Genomic DNA, 23148 nt, shown 5'->3' on the forward strand with positions numbered 1-23148 from the left:
GCGCAGGCGCCTGGGGGCAAGCGCCTGGGCAATGCCTTCGATACGCCCGGCCGGCGAAGCCGTGTTCACGCCGGCCGGGGTTCGAAAGCGAGTCGCTGGGCCCCGCGTTCGCGGGGGTGACGTTCATGCTTCAACTCTGCTTCATCACTCCCATAACGAAGCCGAGTGTGTTCCCGTCATTCCCGCGAACGCGGGAAACCAGTGACTGGCCCGTAGGATGGGTTGAGCTTGCGAAACCCATGCTGCATGAATCGATGGGTATCGCTGCGCTCAACACCATCCTACGGTCCGCTTTCTCAGTCCTTGCGGATCGAGAAGTTGGCCATGTGCTCCAGGCCCTTGATCAGCCCTGAGTGGTCCCAGTTGCTGCCGCCCAGCGCCGCGCAGGTGCTGAACACCTGTTGGGCGTTGGCGGTGTTGGGCAGGTTCAGGCCCAGTTCGCGGGCGCCGGCCAGGGCCAGGTTGAGGTCCTTCTGGTGCAGGCTGATACGGAAGCCCGGGTCGAAGGTGCCCTTGACCATGCGCTCGCCGTGCACCTCGAGGATGCGCGAGGAGGCGAAGCCGCCCATCAGCGCCTCGCGCACCTTGGCCGGGTCGGCGCCGTTGCGCGCGGCGAACAGCAGGGCCTCGGCCACCGCCTGGATGTTCAGCGCGACTATGATCTGGTTGGCCACCTTGGCGGTCTGGCCGTCGCCGTTGCCGCCGACGCGGGTGATGTTCTTGCCCATGGCCTGGAACAGCGGCAGGGCGCGTTCGAAGGTGTTCGGGCAGCCGCCGACCATGATGCTCAGGCTGCCGGCCTTGGCGCCGACCTCGCCGCCGGAGACCGGGGCGTCCAGGTACTGCGCGCCGGTGGCCTTGATCTTCTCGGCGAAGGCCTTGGTGGCGGTGGGCGAGATGGAGCTCATGTCGATCACCACCTTGTTCGGGCCGACGCCCTCGGCGATGCCGTCCTGGCGGAACAGCACGTCCTCGACCTGCGGGGTGTCCGGGACCATGACGATGATGAACTCGGCTTCCTGGGCCACTTCCTTGGGGTTGGCCAGGGCCACGGCGCCGGCTTCGACCAGCGCGGCCGGGGCCTTGTCGTGGTGGGCGGAGAGGAACAGCTGGTGGCCGGCTTTCTGCAGGTTCTGCGCCATGGGCAGGCCCATGATGCCGGTGCCGATGAATCCGATCTTGGCCATGAGGGTGTCTCCTGGTGTTCTGTATTGGGTTGGGGAGTCGCTGGGTTCCCGCGTTCGCGGGAATGACGTTGGAAAGCTTCGATCTCCCCGTCACCCCCGCGAACGCGGGGGCCCAGCGCCTTCGGACTCGTGTCCGGTTCAGATCGCGTTATGGCTCTTCAGCCAGCCCAGCCCCGCCTCGGTGGTGGTGGCCGGCTTGTATTCGCAGCCGATCCAGCCCTGGTAGCCGATGCGGTCCAGGTGACCGAACAGGAAGCGGTAGTTGATCTCGCCGGTGCCCGGTTCGTGGCGGCCGGGGTTGTCGGCCAGCTGGATGTGGTTGATGGCCGCCAGGTTCTTCTCCATGGTCCGGGCCAGGTCACCTTCCATGATCTGCATGTGGTAGATGTCGTACTGCAGGAACAGGTTGGGGCTGCCGACCTTCTCGCGCACGTCCAGCGCCTGCTGGGTGGTCTGCAGGTAGAAGCCGGGGATGTCGATCGTGTTGATCATCTCCATGACCAGCTTGATGCCCGCGGCCTCGAGCTTCTCGGCGGCGTACTCCAGGTTGTTCAGGAAGGTGTTCTCGATAGTGGCGCAGTCGTAGCCCTGCGGGCGGATGCCGGCCAGGCAGTTGACCTGCTTGTTGCCCAGCACCTTGGCGTAGGCGATGGCCTTGTCGACGCCGGCGCGGAATTCCTCGACGCGGTCGGGGTGGCAGGCGATGCCGCGCTCGCCCTTGCCCCAGTCGCCGGCGGGCAGGTTGAACAGCACCTGCTCCAGGCCGTTCTCCTGCAGCTTGGTCTTGATGACCTCGGCTTCGAAGTCATAGGGGAAGAGGTATTCGACGCCGCTGAAACCGGCCTTGGCGGCGGCTTCGAAGCGGTCGAGGAAGTCCACCTCGGTGAAGAGCATGGACAGGTTGGCGCAGAAACGGGGCATGTCGGGGCCTCCTGGTGATGAAACACGTATTTCCGTAAGGGTGGGCCCCGCCGCGCGCAGGTTGTGGTTTTCCCTGCCACGGCTCCCACGCACGCGGGGCCCGGTACTTCGTCAGTCGAGCAGGGAGATGGCCGTGGGCGCGTCGTCGCGGCTCTGGGCCAGCTCCTCGAACTCGTTGATGGCGTTGATCTCGGTGCCCATGGCGATGTTGGTCACGCGCTCCAGGATCACTTCCACCACTACCGGCACGCGGTGCTGCCGCATCAGTTCGCGGGCCTGGGCGAAGGCCGCGCCGATCTGGTTCGGATCGAACACGCGGATCGCCTTGCAACCGAGGCCTTCCACCACGGCGACGTGGTCCACGCCGTAGCCGTTGAGTTCCGGTGCGTTGACGTTGTCGAACGCCAGCTGCACGCAGTAGTCGATCTCGAAGCCGCGCTGGGCCTGGCGGATCAGCCCCAGGTAGGAGTTGTTCACCAGCACGTGGATGTACGGCAGGTTGAACTGCGCGCCGGCGGCCAGTTCCTCGATCATGAACTGGAAGTCGTAGTCGCCGGACAGCGCCACCACCTGGCGGCTGGGGTCGGCCTTGACCACACCGAGGGCGGCGGGGATGGTCCAGCCCAGCGGGCCGGCCTGGCCGCAGTTGATCCAGTGGCGCGGCTTGTAGACGTGGAGGAACTGCGCGCCGGCGATCTGCGACAGGCCGATGGTGCTGACGTAGCAGGTGTCCTTGCCGAAGAACTCGTTCATCTCCTCGTACACGCGCTGCGGCTTGACCGGCACGTTGTCGAAGTGGGTCTTGCGCTGCAGGGTGCGCTTGCGCTCGCGGCAGGCTTCGACCCAGGTGCTGCGGTCCTTGAGCTTGCCGGCGGCTTTCCACTCGCGGGCCACTTCGAGGAAGGCGTCCAGCGCGGCGCCGGCGTCGGAAACGATGCCCAGGTCCGGGGTGAACACGCGGCCGATCTGCGTGGGCTCGATGTCCACGTGGATGAACTTGCGGCCGGCGGTGTAGACGTCCACGGAACCGGTGTGGCGGTTGGCCCAGCGGTTGCCGATGCCGAACACCAGGTCGGATTCCAGCAGGGTGGCGTTGCCGTAGCGGTGCGAGGTCTGCAGGCCGCACATGCCGGCCATCAGCGGGTGGTCGTCGGGGATGGTGCCCCAGCCCATCAGGGTCGGGATCACCGGCACGCCGAGCAGTTCGGCGAACTCCACCAGCCTGGCCGAGGCATCGGCGTTGATGATGCCGCCGCCGGCGACCAGCAGCGGGCGCTCGGCGTCGTTGAGCAGGGCCAGGGCCTTCTCGGCCTGGGCGCGGGTGGCGCTCGGGCGGTGCACCGGCAGCGGCTCGTAGGCGTCGATGTCGAACTCGATCTCGGCCATCTGCACGTCGAACGGCAGGTCGATCAGCACCGGGCCGGGGCGGCCGCTGCGCATTTCGAAGAAGGCCTTCTGGAAGGCGTAGGGCACCTGGCCCGGCTCCAGCACGGTGGTGGCCCACTTGGTCACCGGCTTGACGATGCTGGTGATGTCCACGGCCTGGAAGTCTTCCTTGTGCATCCGCGCACACGGCGCCTGGCCGGTGATGCAGAGGATCGGGATGGAGTCGGCGGAGGCCGAGTACAGGCCGGTGACCATGTCGGTGCCTGCCGGGCCGGAGGTGCCGATGCACACGCCGATGTTGCCGGCGCTGGTGCGGGTGTAGCCTTCGGCCATGTGCGAGGCGCCCTCGACGTGGCGGGCCAGCACGTGGTCGATGCCGCCGAGCTTCTTCATCGCCGCGTACATGGGGTTGATGGCGGCGCCCGGCACGCCGAAGGCGGTGTCCACGCCTTCGCGGCGCATGACCAGGACGGCCGCCTCGATCGCTCTCATTTTGGCCATGACCTTTCCTCTTGAGTCGGTGGTTTTCTTGTTGGGGGCAAGGATGCCGGCTGTGCCAAAGCGACGGAATTGATGGATACTTCAGTTCTGTCGATATCTGGAGTATCGAATGGACCGCTATACCCTCATCCGCAGTTTCGTCCTGGTAGCGGACAACGGCAGCTTCGCCTCGGCGGCGCTGAGTGAAGGCGTGACCCCGGTGGTCATGGGCCGGCGCCTCGATGCGCTGGAGCAGCACCTGGGCGTGAAGCTGATGCACCGCTCGACCCGCGGCCTGCAGCTGACCGACCTCGGCGAGCAGTACCTGGAGCGCGCGCGCAGCCTGCTCAAGGACTTCGACGAGGCCGACGCCAGCGTCGCCCGCGGCGGCAACTCGGTGCGCGGGCACCTGGTGGTGTCGGCCCCGGCGGCCTTCGGCCGGCGCCACATCGCGCCCCACGCGCCGGCCTTCCTGGAGCGCTTCCCGGACCTGAAGCTGTCGTTCAACTTCACCGACAGCCTGGTGGACCTGGTGCGCCAGGGCTACGACATGGGCATCCGCATCGGCGAGGTCACCGACCCCAACTACGTGGCGGTGAAGCTGTTCCCCAACCGCCGGGTGGTCTGCGGCGCGCCCTCGTACTTCGAGCTGCACGGCGTGCCGCGGGTGCTGGAAGACCTGGCGCGGCACAACTGCCTGGCCTTCAACCTGCAGGGCGGCCAGCAGCGCGGCTGGACCTTCCTGCGCGACGGCCGGCAGGTGGCGGTGCGGGTGTCCGGCAACCTCGACTGCAACGACGGCGAGCTGCTCTACGACTGGGTCAAGCAGGGCCTGGGCATCGGCTGGCGCTCCACCTGGGAAATCCAGGCCGAGCTCAAGGCCGGCGAGCTGGTGACGGTGCTCGACGAGTACGAGATCCCGGCCTACGACATCCAGGCGGTGTACCCGCAGCAGCGCTACCTGCCGGCCAAGGTGCGTTTTTTCATCGATTACCTGAAGGCCATCTACAACACCCCGGGGTACTGGGAAACCCGGCATCCTTGAGCGGCTGATTCGATACTGGCGTTGTATTTTATTGGTTTTATTGTTGTGTACAAAATGTCGCAGGATTGTATTTAATCGTTGCGTCCGGGGTTGCCTTCGGCTATTCCATCAAGGGCTTTGCAACGCCGCGCCGTTTTTCGAAAAAGGCGCGGGCGAACGTCTCATCCCTTTGCGAGGAACCCCTCATGAGCGAAATCAACCTGGACACCGCCCTGGCCATCACCCGCAGCGCCCTGGCCGCCGGCCGCGAACTTTCCACCGCGCCGCTGACCGTGGCGGTGCTCGACGCCGGCGGCCACCTGGTGGCCCTGCAACGCGAGGACGGCGCCAGCCTGCTGCGCCCGCAGGTGGCCATCGGCAAGGCCTGGGGCGCGGTGGCCCTGGGCAAGTCCTCGCGCGCGCTGGCCGCCGACGCCCAGCAGCGCCCGTCGTTCATCGCCGCGGTGAACACCCTGGCCCAGGGCAACGTGGTGCCGGCGCCGGGCGGCGTGCTGATCCGCGACAAGAGCAACCGGGTAATCGGCGCCATCGGCATCAGCGGCGACGCCTCGGACATCGACGAGCAATGCGCCATCCGCGGCATCCAGGCCGCCGGCCTGGTGGCCGACGCGGGGTAATTACCTGTAGGAGCAGGGCGGAGAAGTGCTCTTGTAGGAGCGAGCTTGCTCGCGAACGGCTCCGCTGCGGGGTTGGTTCGCGAGCAAGCTTGCTCCTACGAAAAGCAGCCGGGTAGGGCGTATAACCGTTCGCGGTTATACGCCGCTACGCCAATGCCATCGCAAATGCCATGGCCAACCTTGGCGAACATTTCTCACGCCCAGGTCGACCCCGAGCGGGCAGGTAGCCAAGGTCAAGCGGCGTATAACGCGGAGCGTTATACGCCCTACGCAGCAGAGATGATTTAGAGCGGCAACGGCCGCATGCGGCCGCTGGTCTTGGCCGGCTCGCCGGCGTCCGGCGCGGTGCCGCGCAGCACCAGGCGGGTGATGGTCTCGGCGGCGGCCTCGAAGTCGGCGTCGCTGAGGCTGTCCTTGCCGGTGACCATGGAGATCTGCCAGTCGAAGTCGGCGTAGGTCTGGGTCGCCGCCCAGATGGTGAACAGCAGGTGGTGCGGGTCCACCGGGGCCAGCAGGCCGCGGTCGATCCAGCTCTGCAGGCAGGCGATGTTGCGCTGGGCCTGGGCGTTCAGCTCGTCCAGGTATTCCCTGGGCAGGTGCGGCGCGCCGTGCATCAGCTCGCTGGCGAACACCTTGGAGGCGTGCGGCAGCTCCTGGGAAATGCGGATCTTCGAACGGATGTAGGCGCGCAGCGCCTCGGCCGGCTCGTCGTCCTCGCGGAACGGCGCGGAAGCCTGCAGCAGCGGCTCCACCACGCTTTCCAGCACGCTGCGGTAGAGGTTTTCCTTGGACTGGAAGTAGTAGTAGACGTTGGGCTTGGGCAGCCCGGCGCGCGCCGCTATGTCGCTGGTCTTGGTGGCGGCGAAGCCCTTTTCGGCGAACTCTTCGCTGGCGGCGCGGAGGATCAGGCGTCGGTTGCGTTCGCGAATGCTGGTCATGGTCTGCTGGGTCTTCTTGTGCGCGGGTAGCCCATGGCTGGGCCGGCGATGGTAGCACCGGCTCCGCGGGCCTCTCAAGCAAGGGCCCGGCGGCTGAAGTTGACCCGCGGTTCAGGTTTTCTGTAGAGTCTGCCGGACCCCGGCGCCGCCACGGCGCCCGGCCTTCCAAGAGCTCGCCGCCATGTCCGACAGCCAACTGGTCGACCCCTTCGGCCGCCGCATCACCTACCTGCGCCTGTCGGTGACCGACCGTTGCGACTTCCGCTGCACCTACTGCATGAGCGAAGACATGCAGTTCCTGCCGCGCGACCAGGTGCTGAGCCTGGAAGAACTCTACGCGGTGGCCGATGCCTTCATCGCCCTGGGCGTGCGGCGCATCCGCATCACCGGCGGCGAGCCGCTGGTGCGCAAGGGCCTGACCTCGCTGCTGGCGCGGCTTGGCGCGCGTCCCGAACTGGAAGACCTGGCGATCACCAGCAACGGCTCGCAACTGGCCGGCCGCGCGGCTGAGCTGCGCGCCGCTGGCGTGCGCCGGCTGAACATCAGCCTGGATTCGCTGCGCCGCGAACGCTTTGCCGCCTTCACCCGCAGCGACCGCCTGCCTCAGGTGCTGGCGGGGATAGAGGCGGCGCGGGCGGCGGGTTTCGAGCGCATCAAGCTCAACTGCGTGGTGCAGAAGGGGCGCAACGACGACGAAGTCTGCGAACTGGTCGAATACGCGCTGGCCCGCGGGCTGGATATCAGCTTCATCGAGGAGATGCCGCTGGGCAGCATCAGCAGCCACGACCGCGCGCAGACCCTGTGCAGCAGCGACGAGGTGCGCGCCCGCCTGGCCGAACACTGGCAACTGACGCCCAGCCTGGAGCGCAGCGGCGGCCCCTCGCGCTACTACCGCGTCGACGGGCTGCCCAGCCGCATCGGCTTCATCTCGCCGCACAGCCACAACTTCTGCGGCGACTGCAACCGTGTGCGCGTCACCGCCGAGGGCAAGCTGGTGCTCTGCCTCGGCCACGAAGGCGCGCTGGACCTGCGCCAACTGCTGCGCAGCCATCCCGGCGACGGCGCGCGCCTGCGCGCGGCGCTGGTCGAGGCGCTGCAGCTCAAGCCGCAGCGCCATCACTTCGACGTCGCCGAGCAGGTCCAGGTGCTGCGCTTCATGAGCATGACCGGCGGCTGAGCCGCACCCGGGAACAACAAAACCAACAAGGAGAGCCCATGAAGCTCGCGGTCCTCGGCTGGGCGCTCGGCGCCGCCGTTTCCTCCCAGGCCATGGCGCAGACCTACGTGGTCGGCGTCGAAGACCTGCAATTCCTGCCGCACTACAGCACCGATGCCCAGGGGCGCTACCAGGGGTTCGCCCGCGAGCTGCTCGACCGCTTCGCCGGCAGTTGTGGCGTGCAGCTGGAGTACCGCCCGCTGCCGGTGGAGCGCCTGCTGCCGGCCCTGCTGGAAGGACGCGTCGACCTCAAGTACCCGGACAACCCGGCCTGGGCCGAGACGCAGAAGGCCGGGCACGCTCTGGTCTACAGCCAGCCGGTGGTGCAATACGTCGACGGCGTGCTGGTCGCTCCCGAACGCGTCGGCCAGGGCCTGCCGGCGCTCAAGCGCCTGGCCGTGGTGGACGGCTGGACGCCGCGCGGCTACCAGCAGGCCATCGAGCAGGGCCAACTGGCGCGGCTGCCCAGCGCCGATTTGCGGCAGATGATCCACCAGGCCCTGAAGAAGGAGGCCGACGGCGCCTACTTCAACGTGGTGGTCGCCACCTATTACCTGGACAACCTCCGCGCCCGGCCCGGCGCGCTGGTCTTCGACCCGGGCCTGCCGCACACCCGCAGCGACTTCCGGCTGTCCAGCGAGCGGCATCCCGAGCTGGTCGGCTGCTTCGACCGCTTCCTCGTCGAGCAGGCGGCGCAAGTGGCCGCGTTGAAAGCCCGCCATGGCGTGGAGGCCAGCCTCGATCCGGCGCACCTGGGCGTCGAGCAGTGGAAGCTGGACTACCTGGAGCGGCAGAAAGCCCGGCAGCAGGGCGGAACGCCCTGACGGGGCTTTCCGTAGGCCACGGGCTTTCCCTAGAATCACGCGGCCGATGTGCTGCGAGGCTGATGTGAGCGAGAGTCAACTGCGAATTCCACTGGGCGACTGCTGCCTGGTCTGCGAGGGTTTCCGCCAGCGGGTGGCGGGGCGGCCGTCGCTGGAAGTCGACGGCGATCTGCTCTGGGCCTTGGAGCACAGCAGTTGGCAGCCGCTGGTGGTGACGCTGGAACCGCTGGCCGACGGCGCCCGGGTCCGCCCGCTGCCGCTGGAGCGCCAGTCTGCCTTCGATGCGCAGCGGGTGCTGGACTGGCGTGACGACGAAGTGCGGATCGCCTGCCTGCCCGCCGTGCGCGATGCCCGGGCGCTGCTCGACTGGTGCCGGGCGCGTTGGCCGGGGGCGGCCTTCGGCGCGCAGGCGATCGATGCCCAGGCCTATGCCTGGGGCCGCCTGCTGCGCCTGGACTGCCGGCGCGCCGGGCTGGCCGTGGCCGGCCACGAGCACTTCCTGCTGCCCCATGCCTACCCTTGCGTGTACCTCGGCCACCTGGCCCTGGACTGGCGACGCTTGCGCTTCGAACCAAACGCCTGACGCCGTGATCTGAACAGAAGGTGCCTCGTTCGGCGACGGCGCCCGGGCTTTGCTTGTGCAACCGTGCTTGGCGGCGCGGAACCTCCGGCTTTACCCGGCGGTCTGCTAGCGCGTCAAAGTAGAGGAGACCCAGAATGACAATCACAAAACGGGTGAAGCGCCTGGCGGCCGTGCTGGTGCTGGCGCAGTTGGGCGTGGTGGCCGAGGTGCCTTTGGCGCAGGCGGCGATGGTGGGTACCGGCGAGGTGTTGCAGGCGCAACAGCAGCACGTCGACCGCGAGCAGTTGCTGCGCATGCTCGATGACCAGGGCGTGCAGAAGAAGCTGCAATCCATGGGCGTGGAGCGCAGCCAGGTCGAGCAGCGCATCAAGAGCCTGTCCAACGAGGAACTGGCTCAGTTCAACCAGCAGCTGGACCAGGCGCCGGCCGGTGGCATCATCGGCATCATCATCCTGTTCCTGCTGATCTTCATCATCACCGACATGCTCTGCATCACGCATATCTTCACCTTCGTGCGGTGCCAGCGTTGAGGCACGCCGCCGCTGCCGTGGCCCTGGCCGCGCTGCTGCTCGGCGGCTGCGCCACGGCGCCGCGGTTGCCGGCGGAGGTCGACGCGCTGCCACGGCGCGTCGAGCTTTCCCAAGTGCAGTTCTTCCCGCAGCAGGAATACCAGTGCGGCCCGGCGGCGCTTGCCACCGTGCTCAACCAGCGCGGCGTGCGGGTGACGCCGAACCAGTTGAAGGCACGGGTGTTCCTGCCGCAGCGCCAGGGCAGCCTGCAGGTCGAGCTGGTGGCCGCGGCGCGCGAGCGGGGCCTGCTGGTCTACCCGCTGCGCCCGCGCCTGGAGGACGTGCTCAAGGAAGTGGCCGCCGGCAACCCGGTGCTGGTGCTGCAGAACAACGGCCTGGACTGGTTGCCGATGTGGCACTACGCGGTGGTGGTCGGCTACGACCGCGACCGCCACGAACTGCTGCTGCGCTCCGGCATCACCCAGCGCCTGGTGATCGACTTCACTGCCTTCGACGTCACCTGGCGGCGCAGCGGCCGTTGGGCGGTGCTGACGCTGCCGGCCGACCGGCTGCCGGCCAGCGTCGAACCGACACGCTGGCTGCGCGCGGCCCACGACCTGGAGGAAACCGGGCAACAGGCCCTGGCCGACCAGGCCTACCGCACCGCCACCCGGGCCTGGCCGCAGGAGCCGCTGGGCTGGTTCGCCCTGGCCAACGCCCGCTACGCCGCCGGCGACCTGGGCGAGGCCGAAACGGCGCTGCGCCACAGCGTGGCCGCCCGGCCGGACTTCGCCGCCGCCTGGTACAACCTGGCCAACGTCATGGCCGAGCGCGGCTGCGCCGAGCAGGCCCGCGCCCCGGCGAGTTGCGCGCACCAGCTGGCGCCGACGGATGCGCGTTTCCTCCAGGCGCCCCAGGCGGCACCGGTGGCTGCCGGGCAATGCAGCGCCGCGCCGGCCTGCCCCGTGCGCTGAGGCGCAGCGGGGCATTTTCTTTGAACCGCTGCGCTTGATCGCCGGCCTAAGTTGCATCCCTTGATGAGGTGCAACCCATGGCCAGCGACAAGCAGCAGCCGGCACGCGATGTCGCCGGCAAGGGCGATACCGCGGACGATCTTTCCGCCGAGGAGCGCCGCAAGGTCGAGAAGGCCCAGCCACCCCGGGCGCTGGTGCTGCATGAGGTGATCCGCCTGCAGGGCAACCACGAGCTGGAGCGCACCCTGGCGGCGCTCTGGTGGTCGGCCCTGGCCGCCGGGCTGACCATCGGCCTGTCGCTGATGGCCATGGGGCTGTTCCGCGCCAGGCTGCCGGAGCACGACAGCGCGGCCATCGTCACCAGCCTGGGCTACCCGGTGGGCTTCCTCGCCATCATCCTCGCCCGCCAGCAGCTGTTCACCGAGAACACCCTCACCGCGGTGCTGCCGCTGATGAGCGAGCCGACCCTGCACAAGGCCGGGCAACTGCTGCGCCTGTGGGGCGTGGTGCTGCTGGGCAACGTCGCCGGCGCGTTGCTGTTCGCCTACGCCATGCTGCACCTGCCGATCTTCGATGCGAAGACCGACCAGGCCTTCCTCGAGATCGGCCGCGAAGTCATGGAGAACGACGGCCGGCAGATGTTCTCCCGCGGCATCGTCTCCGGCTGGATGATCGCCACCATGGTCTGGCTGGTGCCGGCGGCGGAGAGCGCCAAGGTGTGGATCATCATCCTGGTCACCTACCTGATGTCGCTGGGCAGCTTCAGCCACATCGTGGTCGGCACCTGCGAGGTCGGCTACCTGATGTGGGCCGGCGAGCTGGGCTGGAAGGCCTTCCTGCTGGACTTCGCGCTGCCGACGCTGGCCGGCAACATCGTCGGCGGTAGCCTGATCTTCGCCCTGATCAGCCACGCGCAGATCCGCAGCGACAGCGGCGCGCCAACGAAAACGGCGCCCTAGGGCGCCGTCGTCGTCGTTCGCAGGGCGGGTTACACGCCCAGCTTGTCGCGCAGGTTGTAGTACCAGGCGCCGATCGCGGAGAACGGCACCTGGAACATGCGCCCGCCCGGGAAGGGGTAGTGCGGCAGGTCGGCGAAGGCGTCGAAACGCTCGGCCTGGCCGCGCAGGGCCTCGGCCAGCACCTTGCCGGCCAGGTGCGTGTAGGTGACGCCGTGGCCGCTGCAACCCTGGGAGTAGTAGATGTTGTCGCCGATCCGGCCGACCTGCGGCAGGCGCGAGAGGGTCAGCAGGAAGTTGCCGGTCCAGGCGAAGTCGATCTTCACGTCCTTCAGCTGCGGGAAGACCTTGAGCATCTTCGGACGGATGATCGCCTCGATGTTCGACGGATCGCGGGCACCGTAGACCACGCCGCCGCCGAAGATCAGGCGCTTGTCGCTGGTCAGGCGGTAGTAGTCGAGCAGGTAGTTGCAGTCCTCGACGCAGTAGTCCTGGGGCAGCAGGGTCTTGGCCAGCTCGTCGCCCAGCGGCTCGGTGGTGATCACCTGGGTGCCGCAGGGCATGGACTTGGAGGCCAGCTCCGGGACCAGGCCGCCGAGGTAGGCGTTGCCGGCGACTACCACGAACTTGGCCTTCACCCGGCCTTGCGGGGTGTGCACCACCGGGTTGGCGCCACGCTCGATCTTCACCGCCGGGGATTGCTCGTGGATCACGCCGCCAAGGGATTCCACCGCCGCTGCTTCGCCCAGGGCGAGGTTCAGCGGGTGGATGTGGCCGCCGCTCATGTCGAGCATGCCGCCGACGTAGCTGTCGGTGTTCACCACTTCGCGGATGCGCTTGGCGTCCATCAGCTCCAGCTGGGTGTGGCCGAAGCGCTCCCAGAGCTTCTTCTGCGACTCCAGGTGGCCCATCTGCTTGGCGCTGAGGGCGGCGAATACGCCACCGTCCTTCAGGTCGCACTGGATGTCGTACTTGGCGATGCGCTCGCGAATGATGCGGCCGCCCTCGAAGGCCATCTGGCCGAGCAGTTGCGCCTGCTTCGGGCCGACGGTGCGTTCGATGACGTCGATGTCGCGGCTGTAGCTGTTGACGATCTGGCCACCGTTGCGGCCGGACGCGCCGAAGCCGACCTTGGCGGCCTCCAGCACGGTCACCTTGAAGCCGTTCTCCAGCAGGAAGAGGGCGGTGGACAGGCCGGTGTAGCCCGCGCCGATGATGCACACGTCGGTTTCGGTCTCGCCCTTGAGTTCGGGGCGCGCAGGGACCGGATTGGCCGAGGCTGCATAGTAGGAAGTGGGATAAGAAGTGTGCGGCATATTGCACCTGTGTTTGTTATTTTTTACGAGATGGGCTGATGCTACCCGAGTCGAAATCACTCGGCTAGTGGCCGTGCAAAATTTTTTACGCAAGGACGAACATAAAAAAATTCCCTTTTTCAGGGGGTTAGCGAAAAAATGCTTGACGGTTCAACGCCTTCGCGTAGAATGCGCCCCCATCGCTAGGCACATAGCTCAGTTGGTTAGAGCACCACCTTGACATGGTGGGGGTCGTTGGTTCGAGTCCAATTGTGCCTACCAAATTCCCGCTTCGGCGGTAGCGAGAGGGCGATCTTAAGCGGTCGCCCTTTTCTTTAGGCACATAGCTCAGCTGGTTAGAGCACCACCTTGACATGGTGGGGGTCGTTGGTTCGAGTCCAATTGTGCCTACCAATTCACCGCTTCGGCGGTAGCAGAAAGGGCGATCCGAGAGGATCGCCCTTTTTGTTTGCGCGCGATTTGGGGTGATCGCGGACGGAGTCCGCTCCTACGCTTCCAGGGACACATGGCTTTTCGTAGGAGCGAGCTTGCTCGCGAATGGGTCCTGCAGCGGAGCTTGTTCGCGAGCAAGCTCGCTCCTACCAAGGGCGCCTCGGCGCAGCCGGAAAGACGGTTGCTCCTACGATTCCGGGAAAGCGCGGGCGTAGGAGCGGACTCCGTCCGCGATTGGATTCACCGGTCGCGCCGGGTGCCCCTGCGTGCTTAACGGCGCTCGAAGCCGCGCCCGCCGCCATGGCCGCCACCGCCGTGTCCGCCACCTCCCGGCCCACCGAAGGGCGGGAAGAACGGCCAGCAGCCGGAGAGCGAGACGAGGGCGAGCAGCAGGGCGACTTTGGTCAATCTGGAAAGCATGGCGACACCAGGGTTGGAAAAATGGGCGCAAAGTAGACACGCCCGCGGCGCGGGTGTCCCGAGAAACTTGGTATCGGCAGGGTAAGGTTTGTATCGGCGCCGATGCGTTCGTCCGGCGGCTCAGGCGGCGCTGGCGCTGTGCCTGAGGCCGGGGATCAGGGCGCGCAGTGCATGGCAGGGCAGCGGGCGGCCGGTGAAGTAGCCCTGCACCAGGCGGCAGCCGTTGTCGTGCAGCCAGGCGAGCTGGCCGGCGGTTTCCACGCCTTCGGCGACTATGGGGATGCCCAGGGAGTCGCCGATGCCGATGATGGCGCGGACGATGGTCTGGCAATCATGGCGCTCGAGCACGCCGCTGACGAAGGAGCGGTCGACCTTCATCTTGTCGAAGGGGAAGCGCAGCAGGTAGTTGAGCGAGGCGAAGCCGGTGCCGAAGTCGTCGAGCACTATCTGCACGCCCAGGCTGCGCAGTTCCTCGAGTATCGCCACGTTCTCCGGCGAGGCTTCCAGGACGGTGCTTTCGGTCACTTCCAGCATCAGCCGGCCGGCGGGCAGGCGGAATTCGGCCAGGGTCTGCGCCACCAGGGGCGGCAGCGCCCGGTTGATCTGCGCCGGCGAGACGTTCACCGAGATGCTGATGTTGCCGGGCCAGGACGCGGCCTCCCGGCAGGCCTCGCGCAGCACCCAGGTGCCGATGGGGATGATCATGCCGTTCTTCTCTGCCAGCGGAATGAACTCCGAGGGCGGCACCTGGCCCAGTTGCGGGTGGTTCCAGCGCAGCAGCGTCTCGGCGGCGACCAGGCGCCGCTCCGGGGTGGCGACGATCGGCTGGTAGGCCAGGGTCAGTTCGCCGAATTGCAGCGCGCGGCGCAGGTTCAGCTGAGGCGCCGGGTTCAGCGGCGGCAGGCTGGACTCCAGTTCCGGGGTGTATTGCCGCCACTTGTCCAGCGGCTGCGCATGGGCGTCGCGCTTGGCCAGGATGGCGTTGCGCAGCAGGCGGTCGGCGCTGAGCTGTTCGTCGGAGGTGGAGGCGAGGCCGGCGGTGACGGTCAGCGAGAGGCTGCGTTCATCGAGGATGAAGGGCTCGCCCAGTTGCTCGATGGCGTTGCCCAGCAGTTGCGTCAGCGCTTGTTCGTCCAGGCGCTGCGGAAGCAGGGCGGCGAATTCGTCGGCGCCGAGGTGGGCGAGCAGTTCGGCCTGCGGGAAGCAGTCTTCCAGCCGCCCGGCGAAGGCTCGCAGCAGGGCGTCGGTCTCGCGTGGGTCGAGGCCGTTGCGCAGCTGTTCGAAATCCTCGATGTCGAGGGTGATCAGCGTGGGGAAGTCGTCGTCGAGGTGGTAGTGGCCCAGCTTGTCGGCGAGCACCCGCAGCAATGCCTGGCGGTTGGGCAGGCCGCTGACCGGGTCGCGATCGGTTTCCTGGGAGATTTTCTGGTCGCGCTGGATCAGGGCGGAAATGCAGTCGGCCAGGTCGCGCAGGTGGCCGAGTTCCTCCTCGCTGGCGCTGCGCGGCTGGGTGTCCACCACGCAGAGCACGCCCAGGGCGCGGCCGCTGGCGTCCTTGACGGCCACTCCGGCATAGAAGCGAAAGCCGAGCGGGCCGGTGACCAGGGGGTTGTCGGCGAATTCGGGGTGGAGCGAGGCGTCCTCGACGATCATCACGCCGCCGGGCTTGAGGCTGCAGCGCGCGCAGAAGGAGTCTTCGCGCGGCGTGTTCAGGCCGTGGGGCAGGCCGTGTGCGGAGAGCAGCCAGGCGCGCTTGGCGGCGATCAGCGAGATGGCCGAGATGGGGGCCCCGTAGAGATGCGCGGCCAGGCGGGTGAAGGAGTCGAACTGCGGGTTGGCCGGCGCGTCGAGATAACCGGTGGCGTAGAGTGAGCGCAGCCGTTCCTGCTCGTCGCTGGCGACCGGGAACAGCGGGGGCGCTTCCGGCGTCTCGTCGGGTGTCGGGGTGGCGAAGGGTTGCCTGGCGTCCTTGGATTTTTCGCTGCGCATCACGTATTCCCTCGTGGGCGTTGCCGGTCTCTGGCGTGGCGGGTGCATCGAGCGACGAATTGCCGGCCGGGGCTCAACAGCCAATCGACGGCAATCAGTGTAGTTTGTCTGGCAAAAGTGCAGTGGCGTTTCGCGACTACTGCTGGTCGGGAAGTGTGGGAGGCGTGGCATGAGTGGTGGGTGGGGCCGAGGGCTCGGGGTGTTTCTGCTGTGCGCGGCGAGTGGGTTGGCAACGGCTGCTGGGCTGGCGGAATGGCCGGAGGGCTGGCAGGTGACGCGTTCGCCCGAGGCGCCGGACGACGCTGCGGCGCTGCGTCGCGAGCGCGGCGTCAGGCTGGCGACGGATGGCTCCCAGGCGCTGGTGGTGGAAATCACCCGCAGCCGCCTGGCCGAGGTGAAGGGTGTGGACCTGCAGCGGGTGATCCTGCAGATGCGCAAGTCGCTGCAGGTCGATTTCCTGCGCCAGGGCTTCCAGGCGGCCTGCAGCAAGCCGCGGCAGGCATCCCTTGGGGGATTGGACGGCCTGGAGCTGGTCTGCTCGATCAGCCAGAACGGCAGCGAGGCCATGAAGCAGGGTGTGCAGGTCGCGCTGGGCAAGGAGGCGGCCTATTCGCTGACCTATGTCGCGCCGGCGGCTGATTACCCGCAGCGACTTGCCGAGGTGGCGGCGCTCAAGGCTGGTCTGCGCCTGGAGTGAGCGGGCCGGAAATGAAAAAGCCCCGCATTCGCGGGGCTTTTCGTCGGGTGCCGATCAGGCGGCCAGGGTGCTCTGCACGCGGGCGATGACGGCCTGCAGCGGCTCTGCGGCCTGGTATTGCTGCGGATAGAGTCGCTCGCTATGGCAGGCGATGCCGTGTTCGTCCACCAGGGCGAAGCTGAAGCTGTCTTTGCGCGGTGCCAGGATGATGCAGTTGAGCGGGGCGAAAGCTGCCTTGAGGGTGCGGATCGCCTCCTGGATCTGAGTGCTTTTTTTCATATTGTCTTTCTTCCAAATAGTCACGGTCCTATGACCGCGTGAAACGTAAAAAACTCCGGTCGAACGCAGAATGCGTGATATCCATGACCGGAATGTGGCAGCGAATGAAAACTCGAAGAGGTCTTTCGAGGGCGCCATGGCGGGAGAATACGCCAGCCCCCGAAGTTCGGGCTTGCCAAATATGTAAGGACGATTTACTGCACCTCAAGGGGTGCTCTGGATACGCCTGCCAGTGACTGGCTGCTGGCCGTGGCCCTGTGTATCCCGGCTGCGGCGCCCTGGTTGGGGTGGGCGGCGTCGGGAGGGGCGACCTGAAGTTCATGACTCGCGGGCGGCATTATCCGGATGCCGGGCGGGTCTTTCAAGTGCGGGTCGTCAGCGGATGTTTCCGCGAAGGTTCCCGCGGCGGCATCGGCCGCCGCGGGACGGGGCATTACTTCTGCAGCCAGGACTCCACGGTCTCGGCGCCGTATTGCTGTTTCCAGGCCTTCAGCGTCTTGTGGTTGCCACCCTTGGTTTCCACCACTTCGCCGTTGTTCGGGTTCTTGTACACCTTCAGTTGGCGGCTGCGGCGCGGGGCGCTGGCAGCCGGCGCGGCGGCGGTGTTGTTGGCGGTGCCCTGCGGGTCGAGGATATCGATGACGTTGCGCAGGTTCATGCCGTATTCATCCATCAGCGCCTGCAGCTGATCCTTGAATTCCAGTTCCTTCTTCAGGGAGCTGTCGTTCTTCAGTTTTTCCAGCAGGGCCAGTTGTTCTTTGAGCAGGCGTTCGGCTTCACGGAATTCCGCGAGTTTGGACATGTTTGCACTCCAGGGCAGGTCATTCCGAAACGGATATCGGTGCGCAGCTATTCGGCGACCATTGTGTTCGGAAAGTTATGTGGGCGGCGAATTATTAATTTAAATAAGCGGGCGATGCAATAATTAATCTTCGACCAGGTATTTTTCGCGGCATTGCAAAGGTCCTTCCGAATGTATGGCTTTATCGCCATGGCGCGAATCACGGATAATCGCCCTCCATCAAACTAGATGGCGGTTCGCCATGGGAGCCGCCGATAACTTGCGTGCACCATGGGGTGGGGATGTAGATGCTTTCGAATATCCAGTCGTATTCGCTCAATGGGCATGAACTGGCGTACCTGGAGCAAGGGGAGGGCGTGCCGCTGGTTCTGGTGCACGGCTCGCTCTGCGATTACCGCTACTGGCAATGGCAGTTGCGCGGGCTGGGCGAACGTTATCGCCTGTTGGCGCCCAGCCTTCGGCATTATTACCCGGAGCGTTGGAATGGCGCGGGCGGGGACTTCACTACCGCCCAGCATGTCGAGGACCTGCTTGCGCTGATCGAAAGGCTGGACGAGCCGGTGCACCTGCTCGGACATTCGCGCGGCGGCAATATCTGCCTGCGCCTGGCGCTGGCGGCGCCCGGGCGCCTGCGTTCGCTGGTGCTGTGCGACCCGGGCGGGGATTTCGCCGCCGACCTGTTCCAGGCCGCCGGCGTGGCGATGCCGGCGCCGCCGGCCGAGCGCAACCGTTTCCGCGAGCAAGCGCTGCAGCTGATCCGCCAGGGCGAGGTCGAGGCGGGCCTGGAGCTGTTTGTCGACACCGTCAGCGGGTCAGGGATCTGGCGGCGTTCCTCGCGGCACTTCCGTGACATGGCCACCGATAACGCCATGACGCTGATCGGCCAGGTCGCCGATCGGCCGGAGCCGCTCGGGCGCGCGCGCCTGGCCACGCTGGCGGTGCCGGCCCTGCTGCTGCGCGGCGAACTCAGCCCCGAGCCCTTCCCGCAGGTGGTCCAGGCTCTGGCGCAGGCGCTGCCGGACGTGCGCAGCAGCGTCATCGCCGGCGCTTCCCACGGCATGAACGCCACGCGCCCGGCCGCTTTCAATCGCGCCGTGCTGGAGTTCATCGACGCGCACTGATGCCGCTCGTCAGTTGCCTCGACATGCAGTACCATGGCGACCTGCCCCGCTCGCCGGGGCTTCGTTCGTTTTTCTTCCAGTGATCTCCGTCCGCGCGCGCAAGCGCAGGGTGCCGAAAAGGCGCCTGCCACTGTGAGGCAGGCCTGCCCGGCGGGCGACGCTTACTGGCACATCCCAACCCATGTGGCCTTTCGTAGGGGTCACCACTAGGAGAGGAGGCGCCATGCCCATCATTACTCTTCCCGACGGTAGTCAGCGGTCCTTCGATCACCCGGTCAGCGTGGCCGAGGTGGCGCAATCCATTGGCGCGGGCCTGGCCAAGGCCACCGTGGCCGGCAAGGTCAACGGCAAGCTGGTCGATGCTTGCGATCCGATCGAGCACGACGCGACCCTGCAGATCATCACCCCGAAGGACGAGGAAGGGCTGGAAATCATCCGCCACTCCTGCGCGCACCTGGTCGGCCATGCGGTCAAGCAGCTGTACCCGAGCGCGAAGATGGTCATCGGCCCGGTGATCGACGAAGGCTTCTATTACGACATCTCCTTCGAGCGCCCCTTCACTCCCGAGGACATGGCGGCGATCGAGAAGCGCATGGCCGAGCTGATCGACAAGGACTACGACGTCATCAAGAAGATGACCCCGCGTGCCGAAGTCATCGAGGTGTTCAAGTCCCGCGGCGAGGACTACAAGCTGCGCCTGGTCGAGGACATGCCCGACGAGAAGGCGATGGGCCTGTACTACCACGAAGAGTACGTGGACATGTGCCGCGGCCCGCACGTGCCCAACACCCGCTTCCTCAAGGCCTTCAAGCTGACCAAGATTTCCGGCGCCTACTGGCGCGGCGACTCGAAGAACGAGCAGCTGCAGCGCATCTACGGCACCGCCTGGGCCGACAAGAAGCAGCTGGCCGCCTACGTCCAGCGCATCGAAGAGGCCGAGAAGCGCGACCACCGCCGCATCGGCAAGCAGTTGGACCTGTTCCACCTGCAGGAAGAAGCGCCGGGCATGGTGTTCTGGCACCCCAACGGCTGGACCGTCTATCAGGTGCTCGAGCAATACATGCGCAAGGTGCAGCGCGACCACGGCTACGTCGAGGTGCGTACCCCGCAGGTCGTCGACCGCATCCTCTGGGAGCGTTCGGGCCACTGGTCGAACTACGCCGAGAACATGTTCACCACTTCGTCGGAAAGTCGCGACTTCGCGGTCAAGCCGATGAACTGCCCGTGCCACGTGCAGATCTTCAACCAGGGCCTGAAGTCCTACCGCGACCTGCCGCTGCGCCTGGCCGAGTTCGGCGCCTGCCACCGCAACGAGCCGTCGGGCGCGCTGCACGGCATCATGCGCGTGCGCGGCTTCACCCAGGACGACGCGCACATCTTCTGCACCGAGGACCAGGTGAAGAAGGAAGCGGCCGACTTCATCAAGCTGACCCTGCAGGTCTACGCCGACTTCGGCTTCTCCGACATCTCCATGAAGCTGTCCACCCGTCCGGCCAAGCGCGTGGGCTCCGAAGAACTGTGGGATCGTGCCGAAGGCGCGCTGGCGGACGCTCTGAACGAATCCGGCCTGGAATGGGAATACCAGCCGGGCGAGGGCGCCTTCTACGGCCCGAAGATCGAGTTCACCCTGAAGGACTGCCTGGGCCGTAACTGGCAGTGCGGCACCCTGCAGTACGACCCGAACCTGCCGGAGCGCCTGGACGCCAGCTACATCGCCGAAGACAACAACCGCAAGCGCCCGGTCATGCTGCACCGCGCCATCCTCGGCTCCTTCGAACGCTTCATCGGCATGCTGATCGAGCACTATGCCGGCCTGTTCCCGGCCTGGCTGGCGCCGACCCAGGCGGTGGTGATGAACATCACCGACAAGCAGGCCGATTTCGCCGAGGAAGTGGTCCGAGCGCTCGAGGAAAGCGGATTCCGTGCCAAGTCCGACTTGAGAAACGAGAAAATCGGCTTTAAAATCCGCGAGCATACTTTGCTCAAGGTTCCCTATCTCCTGGTTATTGGAGACAGGGAGGTTGAATCGAAGGCCGTCGCAGTACGCACGCGCGAAGGGGAAGACCTCGGCTCGATGCCGCTTTCCCAGTTCGTCGAGCTGTTGACTCGGGCGGTTTCCCGGCGTGGTCGCCAAGACTCGGAGTAATCATTATTAAGCGTGAAATGAGGCAGGATAAGCGGGCTCTCCCGAAACCACCGATCAACGAGAACATCACCGCACGCGAAGTGCGTCTGATCGGTGCCGACGGTCAGCAGATCGGCGTAGTGACCCTTGATGAGGCGCTGCGCCACGCCGACGAGGCCAAGCTGGACCTGGTTGAAATCTCTGCCGATGCGGTGCCTCCTGTCTGCCGCATCATGGATTACGGCAAGCACCTGTTCGAGAAGAAGAAGCAGGCGGCTGCGGCTAAGAAAAACCAGCACCAGCAACAGATCAAAGAAATCAAGTTTCGTCCAGGGACGGAAGAAGGGGATTACCAGGTAAAACTACGCAACCTGGTACGTTTCCTTAGTGAAGGGGACAAGGCCAAGGTATCCCTGCGATTCCGTGGTCGTGAGATGGCCCACCAGGAGCTGGGCATGGAGCTGTTGAAGCGGGTCGAGACCGACCTCGCCGAATACGGCACCGTGGAACAGCATCCTAAGCTGGAAGGACGCCAGCTGATGATGGTCATCGCTCCCAAGAAGCGTAAATAACCTCCCGGGCACTGGCAGGCCTGATGGTTATCAGTTGTTAACGAATGCGGAGTACCAAACATGCCAAAGATGAAAACCAAGAGTGGCGCCAAGAAGCGCTTCAAAGTGACTGCTGGTGGCATCAAGCACAAGCACGCTTTCAAGAGCCACATCCTGACCAAAATGACCACCAAGCGTAAGCGTCAGCTGCGCGGCACCTCGATGCTCGCTGCTTCCGACGTTCGCCGTGTAGAACGCTCCCTGCGTCTGCGTTGATTTCTGGTAGAGGATAGATAAATGGCTCGTGTTAAGCGTGGCGTGATCGCCCGTCGTCGTCACAAGAAGATTCTGAAACTCGCCAAAGGCTACTACGGCGCGCGTTCCCGCGTGTTCCGCGTTGCCAAGCAGGCGGTGATCAAGGCTGGCCAATACGCCTACCGTGACCGTCGTCAGCGTAAGCGTCAGTTCCGCGCTCTGTGGATCGCCCGTATCAACGCTGGTGCTCGTCAGAACGGTCTGTCCTACAGCCGTCTGATCGCCGGCCTGAAAAAGGCGGCCATCGAGATCGACCGTAAGGTCCTGGCCGATCTGGCTGTGAACGAAAAAGCGGCGTTTACCGCGATTGTCGAAAAAGCGAAGGCGAGCTTGGCTTAAGCCCTAAGACAATCACCGGATTCTTATCCGGGACGTAACGTCACCGATAGGGGAAGAGCCTAACCGCTCTTCCCCTATTTCGTATCTGGAGTTGGTACATGGAAAACCTGGACGCGCTGGTCTCCCAAGCCCTGGAGGCTGTGCGACATACCGAAGACGTCAATGCCCTGGAACAGATCCGGGTCCACTATCTTGGCAAGAAAGGCGAGCTGACCCAGGTGATGAAGACCTTGGGCGACCTGCCGGCCGAGGAGCGCCCCAAGGTGGGTGCGCTGATCAACGTTGCCAAGGAAAAGGTCCAGGAGGCGCTCAACGTCCGCAAGACCGACCTGGAAGGCGCCGCGCTGGCGGCGAAGCTTGCGGCCGAGCGCGTCGATGTGACCCTGCCGGGCCGCGGCCAGACCTCCGGCGGCCTGCACCCGGTGACCCGTACCAAGGAACGCATCGAGCAATGCTTCACCCGCATCGGCTATGAAGTGGCCGAGGGCCCGGAAGTCGAAGACGACTACCACAACTTCGCAGCGCTCAACATCCCCGGCCACCACCCGGCGCGGGCGATGCACGACACCTTCTACTTCAACGCGAACATGCTGCTGCGTACCCACACCTCGCCGGTACAGGTGCGCACCATGGAGAGCCAGCGCCCGCCGATCCGCATCGTCTGCCCCGGCCGCGTGTACCGCTGCGACTCCGACCTGACCCACTCGCCGATGTTCCACCAGGTCGAAGGCCTGCTGATCGATGAAGACGTCAGCTTCGCCGACCTCAAGGGCACCATCGAGGAGTTCCTGCGCGCCTTCTTCGAGAAGGAATTCTCGGTGCGCTTCCGCCCGTCGTTCTTCCCCTTCACCGAGCCTTCGGCGGAAGTCGACATCCAGTGCGTGCTGTGCAGCGGCAAGGGCTGCCGCGTATGCAAGCAGACCGGCTGGCTGGAAGTCATGGGCTGCGGCATGGTGCACCCCAACGTGCTGCGCATGTCCGGCATCGACCCGGAGAAATACCAGGGCTTCGCCTTCGGCATGGGCATCGAGCGCCTGGCCATGCTGCGCTACGGCGTCAACGACTTGCGCCTGTTCTTCGACAACGACCTGCGCTTCCTCGGGCAATTCCGCTAGGCCGCGTACGA

General features: G+C 65.9%; 24 protein-coding genes and 2 tRNA genes. 17 read left to right on the forward strand and 9 right to left on the reverse strand.

Translation table 11 applies throughout. From position 1 onward, the window contains the following. Positions 1-296: 296 nt before the first annotated feature. The 3 genes from ACTWJ5_RS10005 to gcl form a co-directional block, all read right to left on the reverse strand. Entirely contained in the window at positions 297-1187 is an 891-nt protein-coding gene (locus tag ACTWJ5_RS10005; RefSeq protein WP_074980383.1) for a 2-hydroxy-3-oxopropionate reductase, read from the reverse strand. A 138-nt stretch (positions 1188-1325) separates the two neighbouring features. Next, complete coding sequence (gene hyi / locus ACTWJ5_RS10010; RefSeq protein ID WP_444438382.1) at positions 1326-2108, reverse strand: hydroxypyruvate isomerase; 783 nt, start codon at positions 2106-2108, stop codon at positions 1326-1328. A gap of 111 nt (positions 2109-2219) precedes the next feature. After that, positions 2220-3995 (reverse strand): glyoxylate carboligase, encoded by a 1776-nt coding sequence (gcl, locus tag ACTWJ5_RS10015; RefSeq protein ID WP_444438383.1) that lies wholly within the window; start codon positions 3993-3995, stop codon positions 2220-2222. A 109-nt stretch (positions 3996-4104) separates the two neighbouring features. On the opposite strand from gcl, the gene ACTWJ5_RS10020 reads away from it, so the two are divergent. Together ACTWJ5_RS10020 and ACTWJ5_RS10025 are read left to right on the forward strand one after the other, a co-directional pair. Beyond that, positions 4105-5019 carry a LysR family transcriptional regulator gene (locus ACTWJ5_RS10020; RefSeq protein ID WP_116426006.1) on the forward strand — a complete coding sequence of 305 codons (915 nt, stop codon included), beginning with the start codon at positions 4105-4107 and terminating at the stop codon, positions 5017-5019. Positions 5020-5204: 185 nt separating this feature from the next. Next, positions 5205-5636, forward strand: coding sequence for a GlcG/HbpS family heme-binding protein (locus ACTWJ5_RS10025; RefSeq protein ID WP_074980387.1), 432 nt, complete (start codon positions 5205-5207; stop codon positions 5634-5636). A gap of 284 nt (positions 5637-5920) precedes the next feature. Here ACTWJ5_RS10025 and ACTWJ5_RS10030 read toward each other — a convergent pair whose 3' ends face one another. After that, complete coding sequence (locus ACTWJ5_RS10030; protein ID WP_249919331.1) at positions 5921-6574, reverse strand: TetR/AcrR family transcriptional regulator; 654 nt, start codon at positions 6572-6574, stop codon at positions 5921-5923. Between the two features lie 181 nt (positions 6575-6755). Here ACTWJ5_RS10030 and moaA point away from each other — a divergent pair, with 181 nt between their 5' ends. The 6 genes from moaA to ACTWJ5_RS10060 all read left to right on the forward strand — a co-directional run bounded on the left by moaA (position 6756) and on the right by ACTWJ5_RS10060 (position 11639). Beyond that, positions 6756-7751 (forward strand): GTP 3',8-cyclase MoaA, encoded by a 996-nt coding sequence (gene moaA / locus ACTWJ5_RS10035; protein ID WP_253410290.1) that lies wholly within the window; start codon positions 6756-6758, stop codon positions 7749-7751. A 38-nt stretch (positions 7752-7789) separates the two neighbouring features. Continuing rightward, positions 7790-8614 (forward strand): substrate-binding periplasmic protein, encoded by an 825-nt coding sequence (locus ACTWJ5_RS10040; protein ID WP_253410292.1) that lies wholly within the window; start codon positions 7790-7792, stop codon positions 8612-8614. Between the two features lie 64 nt (positions 8615-8678). Beyond that, positions 8679-9197, forward strand: coding sequence for a hypothetical protein (locus ACTWJ5_RS10045; RefSeq protein WP_147310780.1), 519 nt, complete (start codon positions 8679-8681; stop codon positions 9195-9197). A gap of 134 nt (positions 9198-9331) precedes the next feature. Then, the gene (locus ACTWJ5_RS10050) at positions 9332-9727 is read left to right on the forward strand and encodes a PA2779 family protein (RefSeq protein ID WP_074980392.1); all 396 of its coding nucleotides are present in this window, start codon (positions 9332-9334) and stop codon (positions 9725-9727) included. Next, positions 9724-10680 carry a PA2778 family cysteine peptidase gene (locus ACTWJ5_RS10055; protein ID WP_444438387.1) on the forward strand — a complete coding sequence of 319 codons (957 nt, stop codon included), beginning with the start codon at positions 9724-9726 and terminating at the stop codon, positions 10678-10680. The genes ACTWJ5_RS10050 and ACTWJ5_RS10055 overlap by 4 nt, the downstream gene beginning before the upstream one ends. Positions 10681-10757: 77 nt before the next feature. Next, positions 10758-11639, forward strand: coding sequence for a formate/nitrite transporter family protein (locus tag ACTWJ5_RS10060; protein ID WP_135499824.1), 882 nt, complete (start codon positions 10758-10760; stop codon positions 11637-11639). 29 nt (positions 11640-11668) lie between these two features. Here ACTWJ5_RS10060 and ACTWJ5_RS10065 read toward each other — a convergent pair whose 3' ends face one another. After that, positions 11669-12952, reverse strand: a complete 1284-nt coding sequence (locus ACTWJ5_RS10065) for an NAD(P)/FAD-dependent oxidoreductase (RefSeq protein ID WP_074980394.1) — start codon at positions 12950-12952, stop codon at positions 11669-11671. A 184-nt stretch (positions 12953-13136) separates the two neighbouring features. Here ACTWJ5_RS10065 and ACTWJ5_RS10070 point away from each other — a divergent pair. Further along, positions 13137-13213 (forward strand) — tRNA-Val (locus ACTWJ5_RS10070). Positions 13214-13268: 55 nt separating this feature from the next. Then, positions 13269-13345, forward strand: a tRNA-Val gene (locus tag ACTWJ5_RS10075). A gap of 309 nt (positions 13346-13654) precedes the next feature. Here ACTWJ5_RS10075 and ACTWJ5_RS10080 read toward each other — a convergent pair. Continuing rightward, positions 13655-13804, reverse strand: a complete 150-nt coding sequence (locus ACTWJ5_RS10080; RefSeq protein ID WP_444438390.1) for a hypothetical protein — start codon at positions 13802-13804, stop codon at positions 13655-13657. 120 nt (positions 13805-13924) lie between these two features. Continuing rightward, entirely contained in the window at positions 13925-15793 is a 1869-nt protein-coding gene (locus ACTWJ5_RS10085; protein WP_249919337.1) for a putative bifunctional diguanylate cyclase/phosphodiesterase, read from the reverse strand. A gap of 271 nt (positions 15794-16064) precedes the next feature. Here ACTWJ5_RS10085 and ACTWJ5_RS10090 point away from each other — a divergent pair, with 271 nt between their 5' ends. Further along, entirely contained in the window at positions 16065-16490 is a 426-nt protein-coding gene (locus ACTWJ5_RS10090; RefSeq protein ID WP_444438392.1) for a DUF4946 domain-containing protein, read from the forward strand. A gap of 54 nt (positions 16491-16544) precedes the next feature. Here ACTWJ5_RS10090 and ACTWJ5_RS10095 read toward each other — a convergent pair whose 3' ends face one another. Together ACTWJ5_RS10095 and ACTWJ5_RS10100 are read right to left on the reverse strand one after the other, a co-directional pair. Beyond that, positions 16545-16769 (reverse strand): hypothetical protein, encoded by a 225-nt coding sequence (locus tag ACTWJ5_RS10095; protein WP_074980397.1) that lies wholly within the window; start codon positions 16767-16769, stop codon positions 16545-16547. Between the two features lie 433 nt (positions 16770-17202). Continuing rightward, positions 17203-17571 carry a histone-like nucleoid-structuring protein, MvaT/MvaU family gene (locus ACTWJ5_RS10100; RefSeq protein WP_074980398.1) on the reverse strand — a complete coding sequence of 123 codons (369 nt, stop codon included), beginning with the start codon at positions 17569-17571 and terminating at the stop codon, positions 17203-17205. Positions 17572-17858: 287 nt separating this feature from the next. On the opposite strand from ACTWJ5_RS10100, the gene ACTWJ5_RS10105 reads away from it, so the two are divergent. From ACTWJ5_RS10105 to pheS, 6 genes are all read left to right on the forward strand, one after another. Next, on the forward strand, positions 17859-18692 hold the full coding sequence (locus ACTWJ5_RS10105) for an alpha/beta fold hydrolase (RefSeq protein ID WP_444438394.1): 834 nt from the start codon (positions 17859-17861) through the stop codon (positions 18690-18692). A gap of 223 nt (positions 18693-18915) precedes the next feature. Beyond that, a complete protein-coding gene (gene thrS / locus ACTWJ5_RS10110) occupies positions 18916-20838 on the forward strand; it encodes a threonine--tRNA ligase (RefSeq protein ID WP_074980400.1) in 1923 nt (640 codons plus the stop codon). After that, the gene (gene infC, locus ACTWJ5_RS10115; RefSeq protein WP_174672460.1) at positions 20838-21389 is read left to right on the forward strand and encodes a translation initiation factor IF-3; all 552 of its coding nucleotides are present in this window, start codon (positions 20838-20840) and stop codon (positions 21387-21389) included. Before thrS ends, infC begins: the two co-directional genes overlap by 1 nt. Positions 21390-21449: 60 nt before the next feature. Then, positions 21450-21644, forward strand: coding sequence for a 50S ribosomal protein L35 (gene rpmI / locus ACTWJ5_RS10120; RefSeq protein WP_009617012.1), 195 nt, complete (start codon positions 21450-21452; stop codon positions 21642-21644). A gap of 21 nt (positions 21645-21665) precedes the next feature. Then, positions 21666-22022 (forward strand): 50S ribosomal protein L20, encoded by a 357-nt coding sequence (gene rplT, locus ACTWJ5_RS10125; RefSeq protein WP_003099086.1) that lies wholly within the window; start codon positions 21666-21668, stop codon positions 22020-22022. A 98-nt stretch (positions 22023-22120) separates the two neighbouring features. After that, the gene (gene pheS / locus ACTWJ5_RS10130) at positions 22121-23137 is read left to right on the forward strand and encodes a phenylalanine--tRNA ligase subunit alpha (RefSeq protein ID WP_444438396.1); all 1017 of its coding nucleotides are present in this window, start codon (positions 22121-22123) and stop codon (positions 23135-23137) included. Positions 23138-23148 lie beyond the last annotated feature (11 nt).

This window comes from Pseudomonas sp. A6, from assembly GCF_052367875.1.
GTDB lineage: Bacteria > Pseudomonadota > Gammaproteobacteria > Pseudomonadales > Pseudomonadaceae > Pseudomonas > Pseudomonas citronellolis.

Bases quoted from the DNA above. Each gene is read 5' to 3' on its own strand.
- ACTWJ5_RS10005 (WP_074980383.1), bottom strand. From the start codon at position 1,187: ATGGCCAAGATCGGATTCATCGGCACCGGCATCATGGGCCTGCCCATG.
- hyi (WP_444438382.1), bottom strand. From the start codon at position 2,108: ATGCCCCGTTTCTGCGCCAACCTGTCCATGCTCTTCACCGAGGTGGAC.
- gcl (WP_444438383.1), bottom strand. From the start codon at position 3,995: ATGGCCAAAATGAGAGCGATCGAGGCGGCCGTCCTGGTCATGCGCCGC.
- ACTWJ5_RS10020 (WP_116426006.1), top strand. From the start codon at position 4,105: ATGGACCGCTATACCCTCATCCGCAGTTTCGTCCTGGTAGCGGACAAC.
- ACTWJ5_RS10025 (WP_074980387.1), top strand. From the start codon at position 5,205: ATGAGCGAAATCAACCTGGACACCGCCCTGGCCATCACCCGCAGCGCC.
- ACTWJ5_RS10030 (WP_249919331.1), bottom strand. From the start codon at position 6,574: ATGACCAGCATTCGCGAACGCAACCGACGCCTGATCCTCCGCGCCGCC.
- moaA (WP_253410290.1), top strand. From the start codon at position 6,756: ATGTCCGACAGCCAACTGGTCGACCCCTTCGGCCGCCGCATCACCTAC.
- ACTWJ5_RS10040 (WP_253410292.1), top strand. From the start codon at position 7,790: ATGAAGCTCGCGGTCCTCGGCTGGGCGCTCGGCGCCGCCGTTTCCTCC.
- ACTWJ5_RS10050 (WP_074980392.1), top strand. From the start codon at position 9,332: ATGACAATCACAAAACGGGTGAAGCGCCTGGCGGCCGTGCTGGTGCTG.
- ACTWJ5_RS10060 (WP_135499824.1), top strand. From the start codon at position 10,758: ATGGCCAGCGACAAGCAGCAGCCGGCACGCGATGTCGCCGGCAAGGGC.
- ACTWJ5_RS10065 (WP_074980394.1), bottom strand. From the start codon at position 12,952: ATGCCGCACACTTCTTATCCCACTTCCTACTATGCAGCCTCGGCCAAT.
- ACTWJ5_RS10080 (WP_444438390.1), bottom strand. From the start codon at position 13,804: ATGCTTTCCAGATTGACCAAAGTCGCCCTGCTGCTCGCCCTCGTCTCG.
- ACTWJ5_RS10085 (WP_249919337.1), bottom strand. From the start codon at position 15,793: ATGCGCAGCGAAAAATCCAAGGACGCCAGGCAACCCTTCGCCACCCCG.
- ACTWJ5_RS10095 (WP_074980397.1), bottom strand. From the start codon at position 16,769: ATGAAAAAAAGCACTCAGATCCAGGAGGCGATCCGCACCCTCAAGGCA.
- ACTWJ5_RS10100 (WP_074980398.1), bottom strand. From the start codon at position 17,571: ATGTCCAAACTCGCGGAATTCCGTGAAGCCGAACGCCTGCTCAAAGAA.
- ACTWJ5_RS10105 (WP_444438394.1), top strand. From the start codon at position 17,859: ATGCTTTCGAATATCCAGTCGTATTCGCTCAATGGGCATGAACTGGCG.
- thrS (WP_074980400.1), top strand. From the start codon at position 18,916: ATGCCCATCATTACTCTTCCCGACGGTAGTCAGCGGTCCTTCGATCAC.
- rpmI (WP_009617012.1), top strand. From the start codon at position 21,450: ATGCCAAAGATGAAAACCAAGAGTGGCGCCAAGAAGCGCTTCAAAGTG.
- rplT (WP_003099086.1), top strand. From the start codon at position 21,666: ATGGCTCGTGTTAAGCGTGGCGTGATCGCCCGTCGTCGTCACAAGAAG.
- pheS (WP_444438396.1), top strand. From the start codon at position 22,121: ATGGAAAACCTGGACGCGCTGGTCTCCCAAGCCCTGGAGGCTGTGCGA.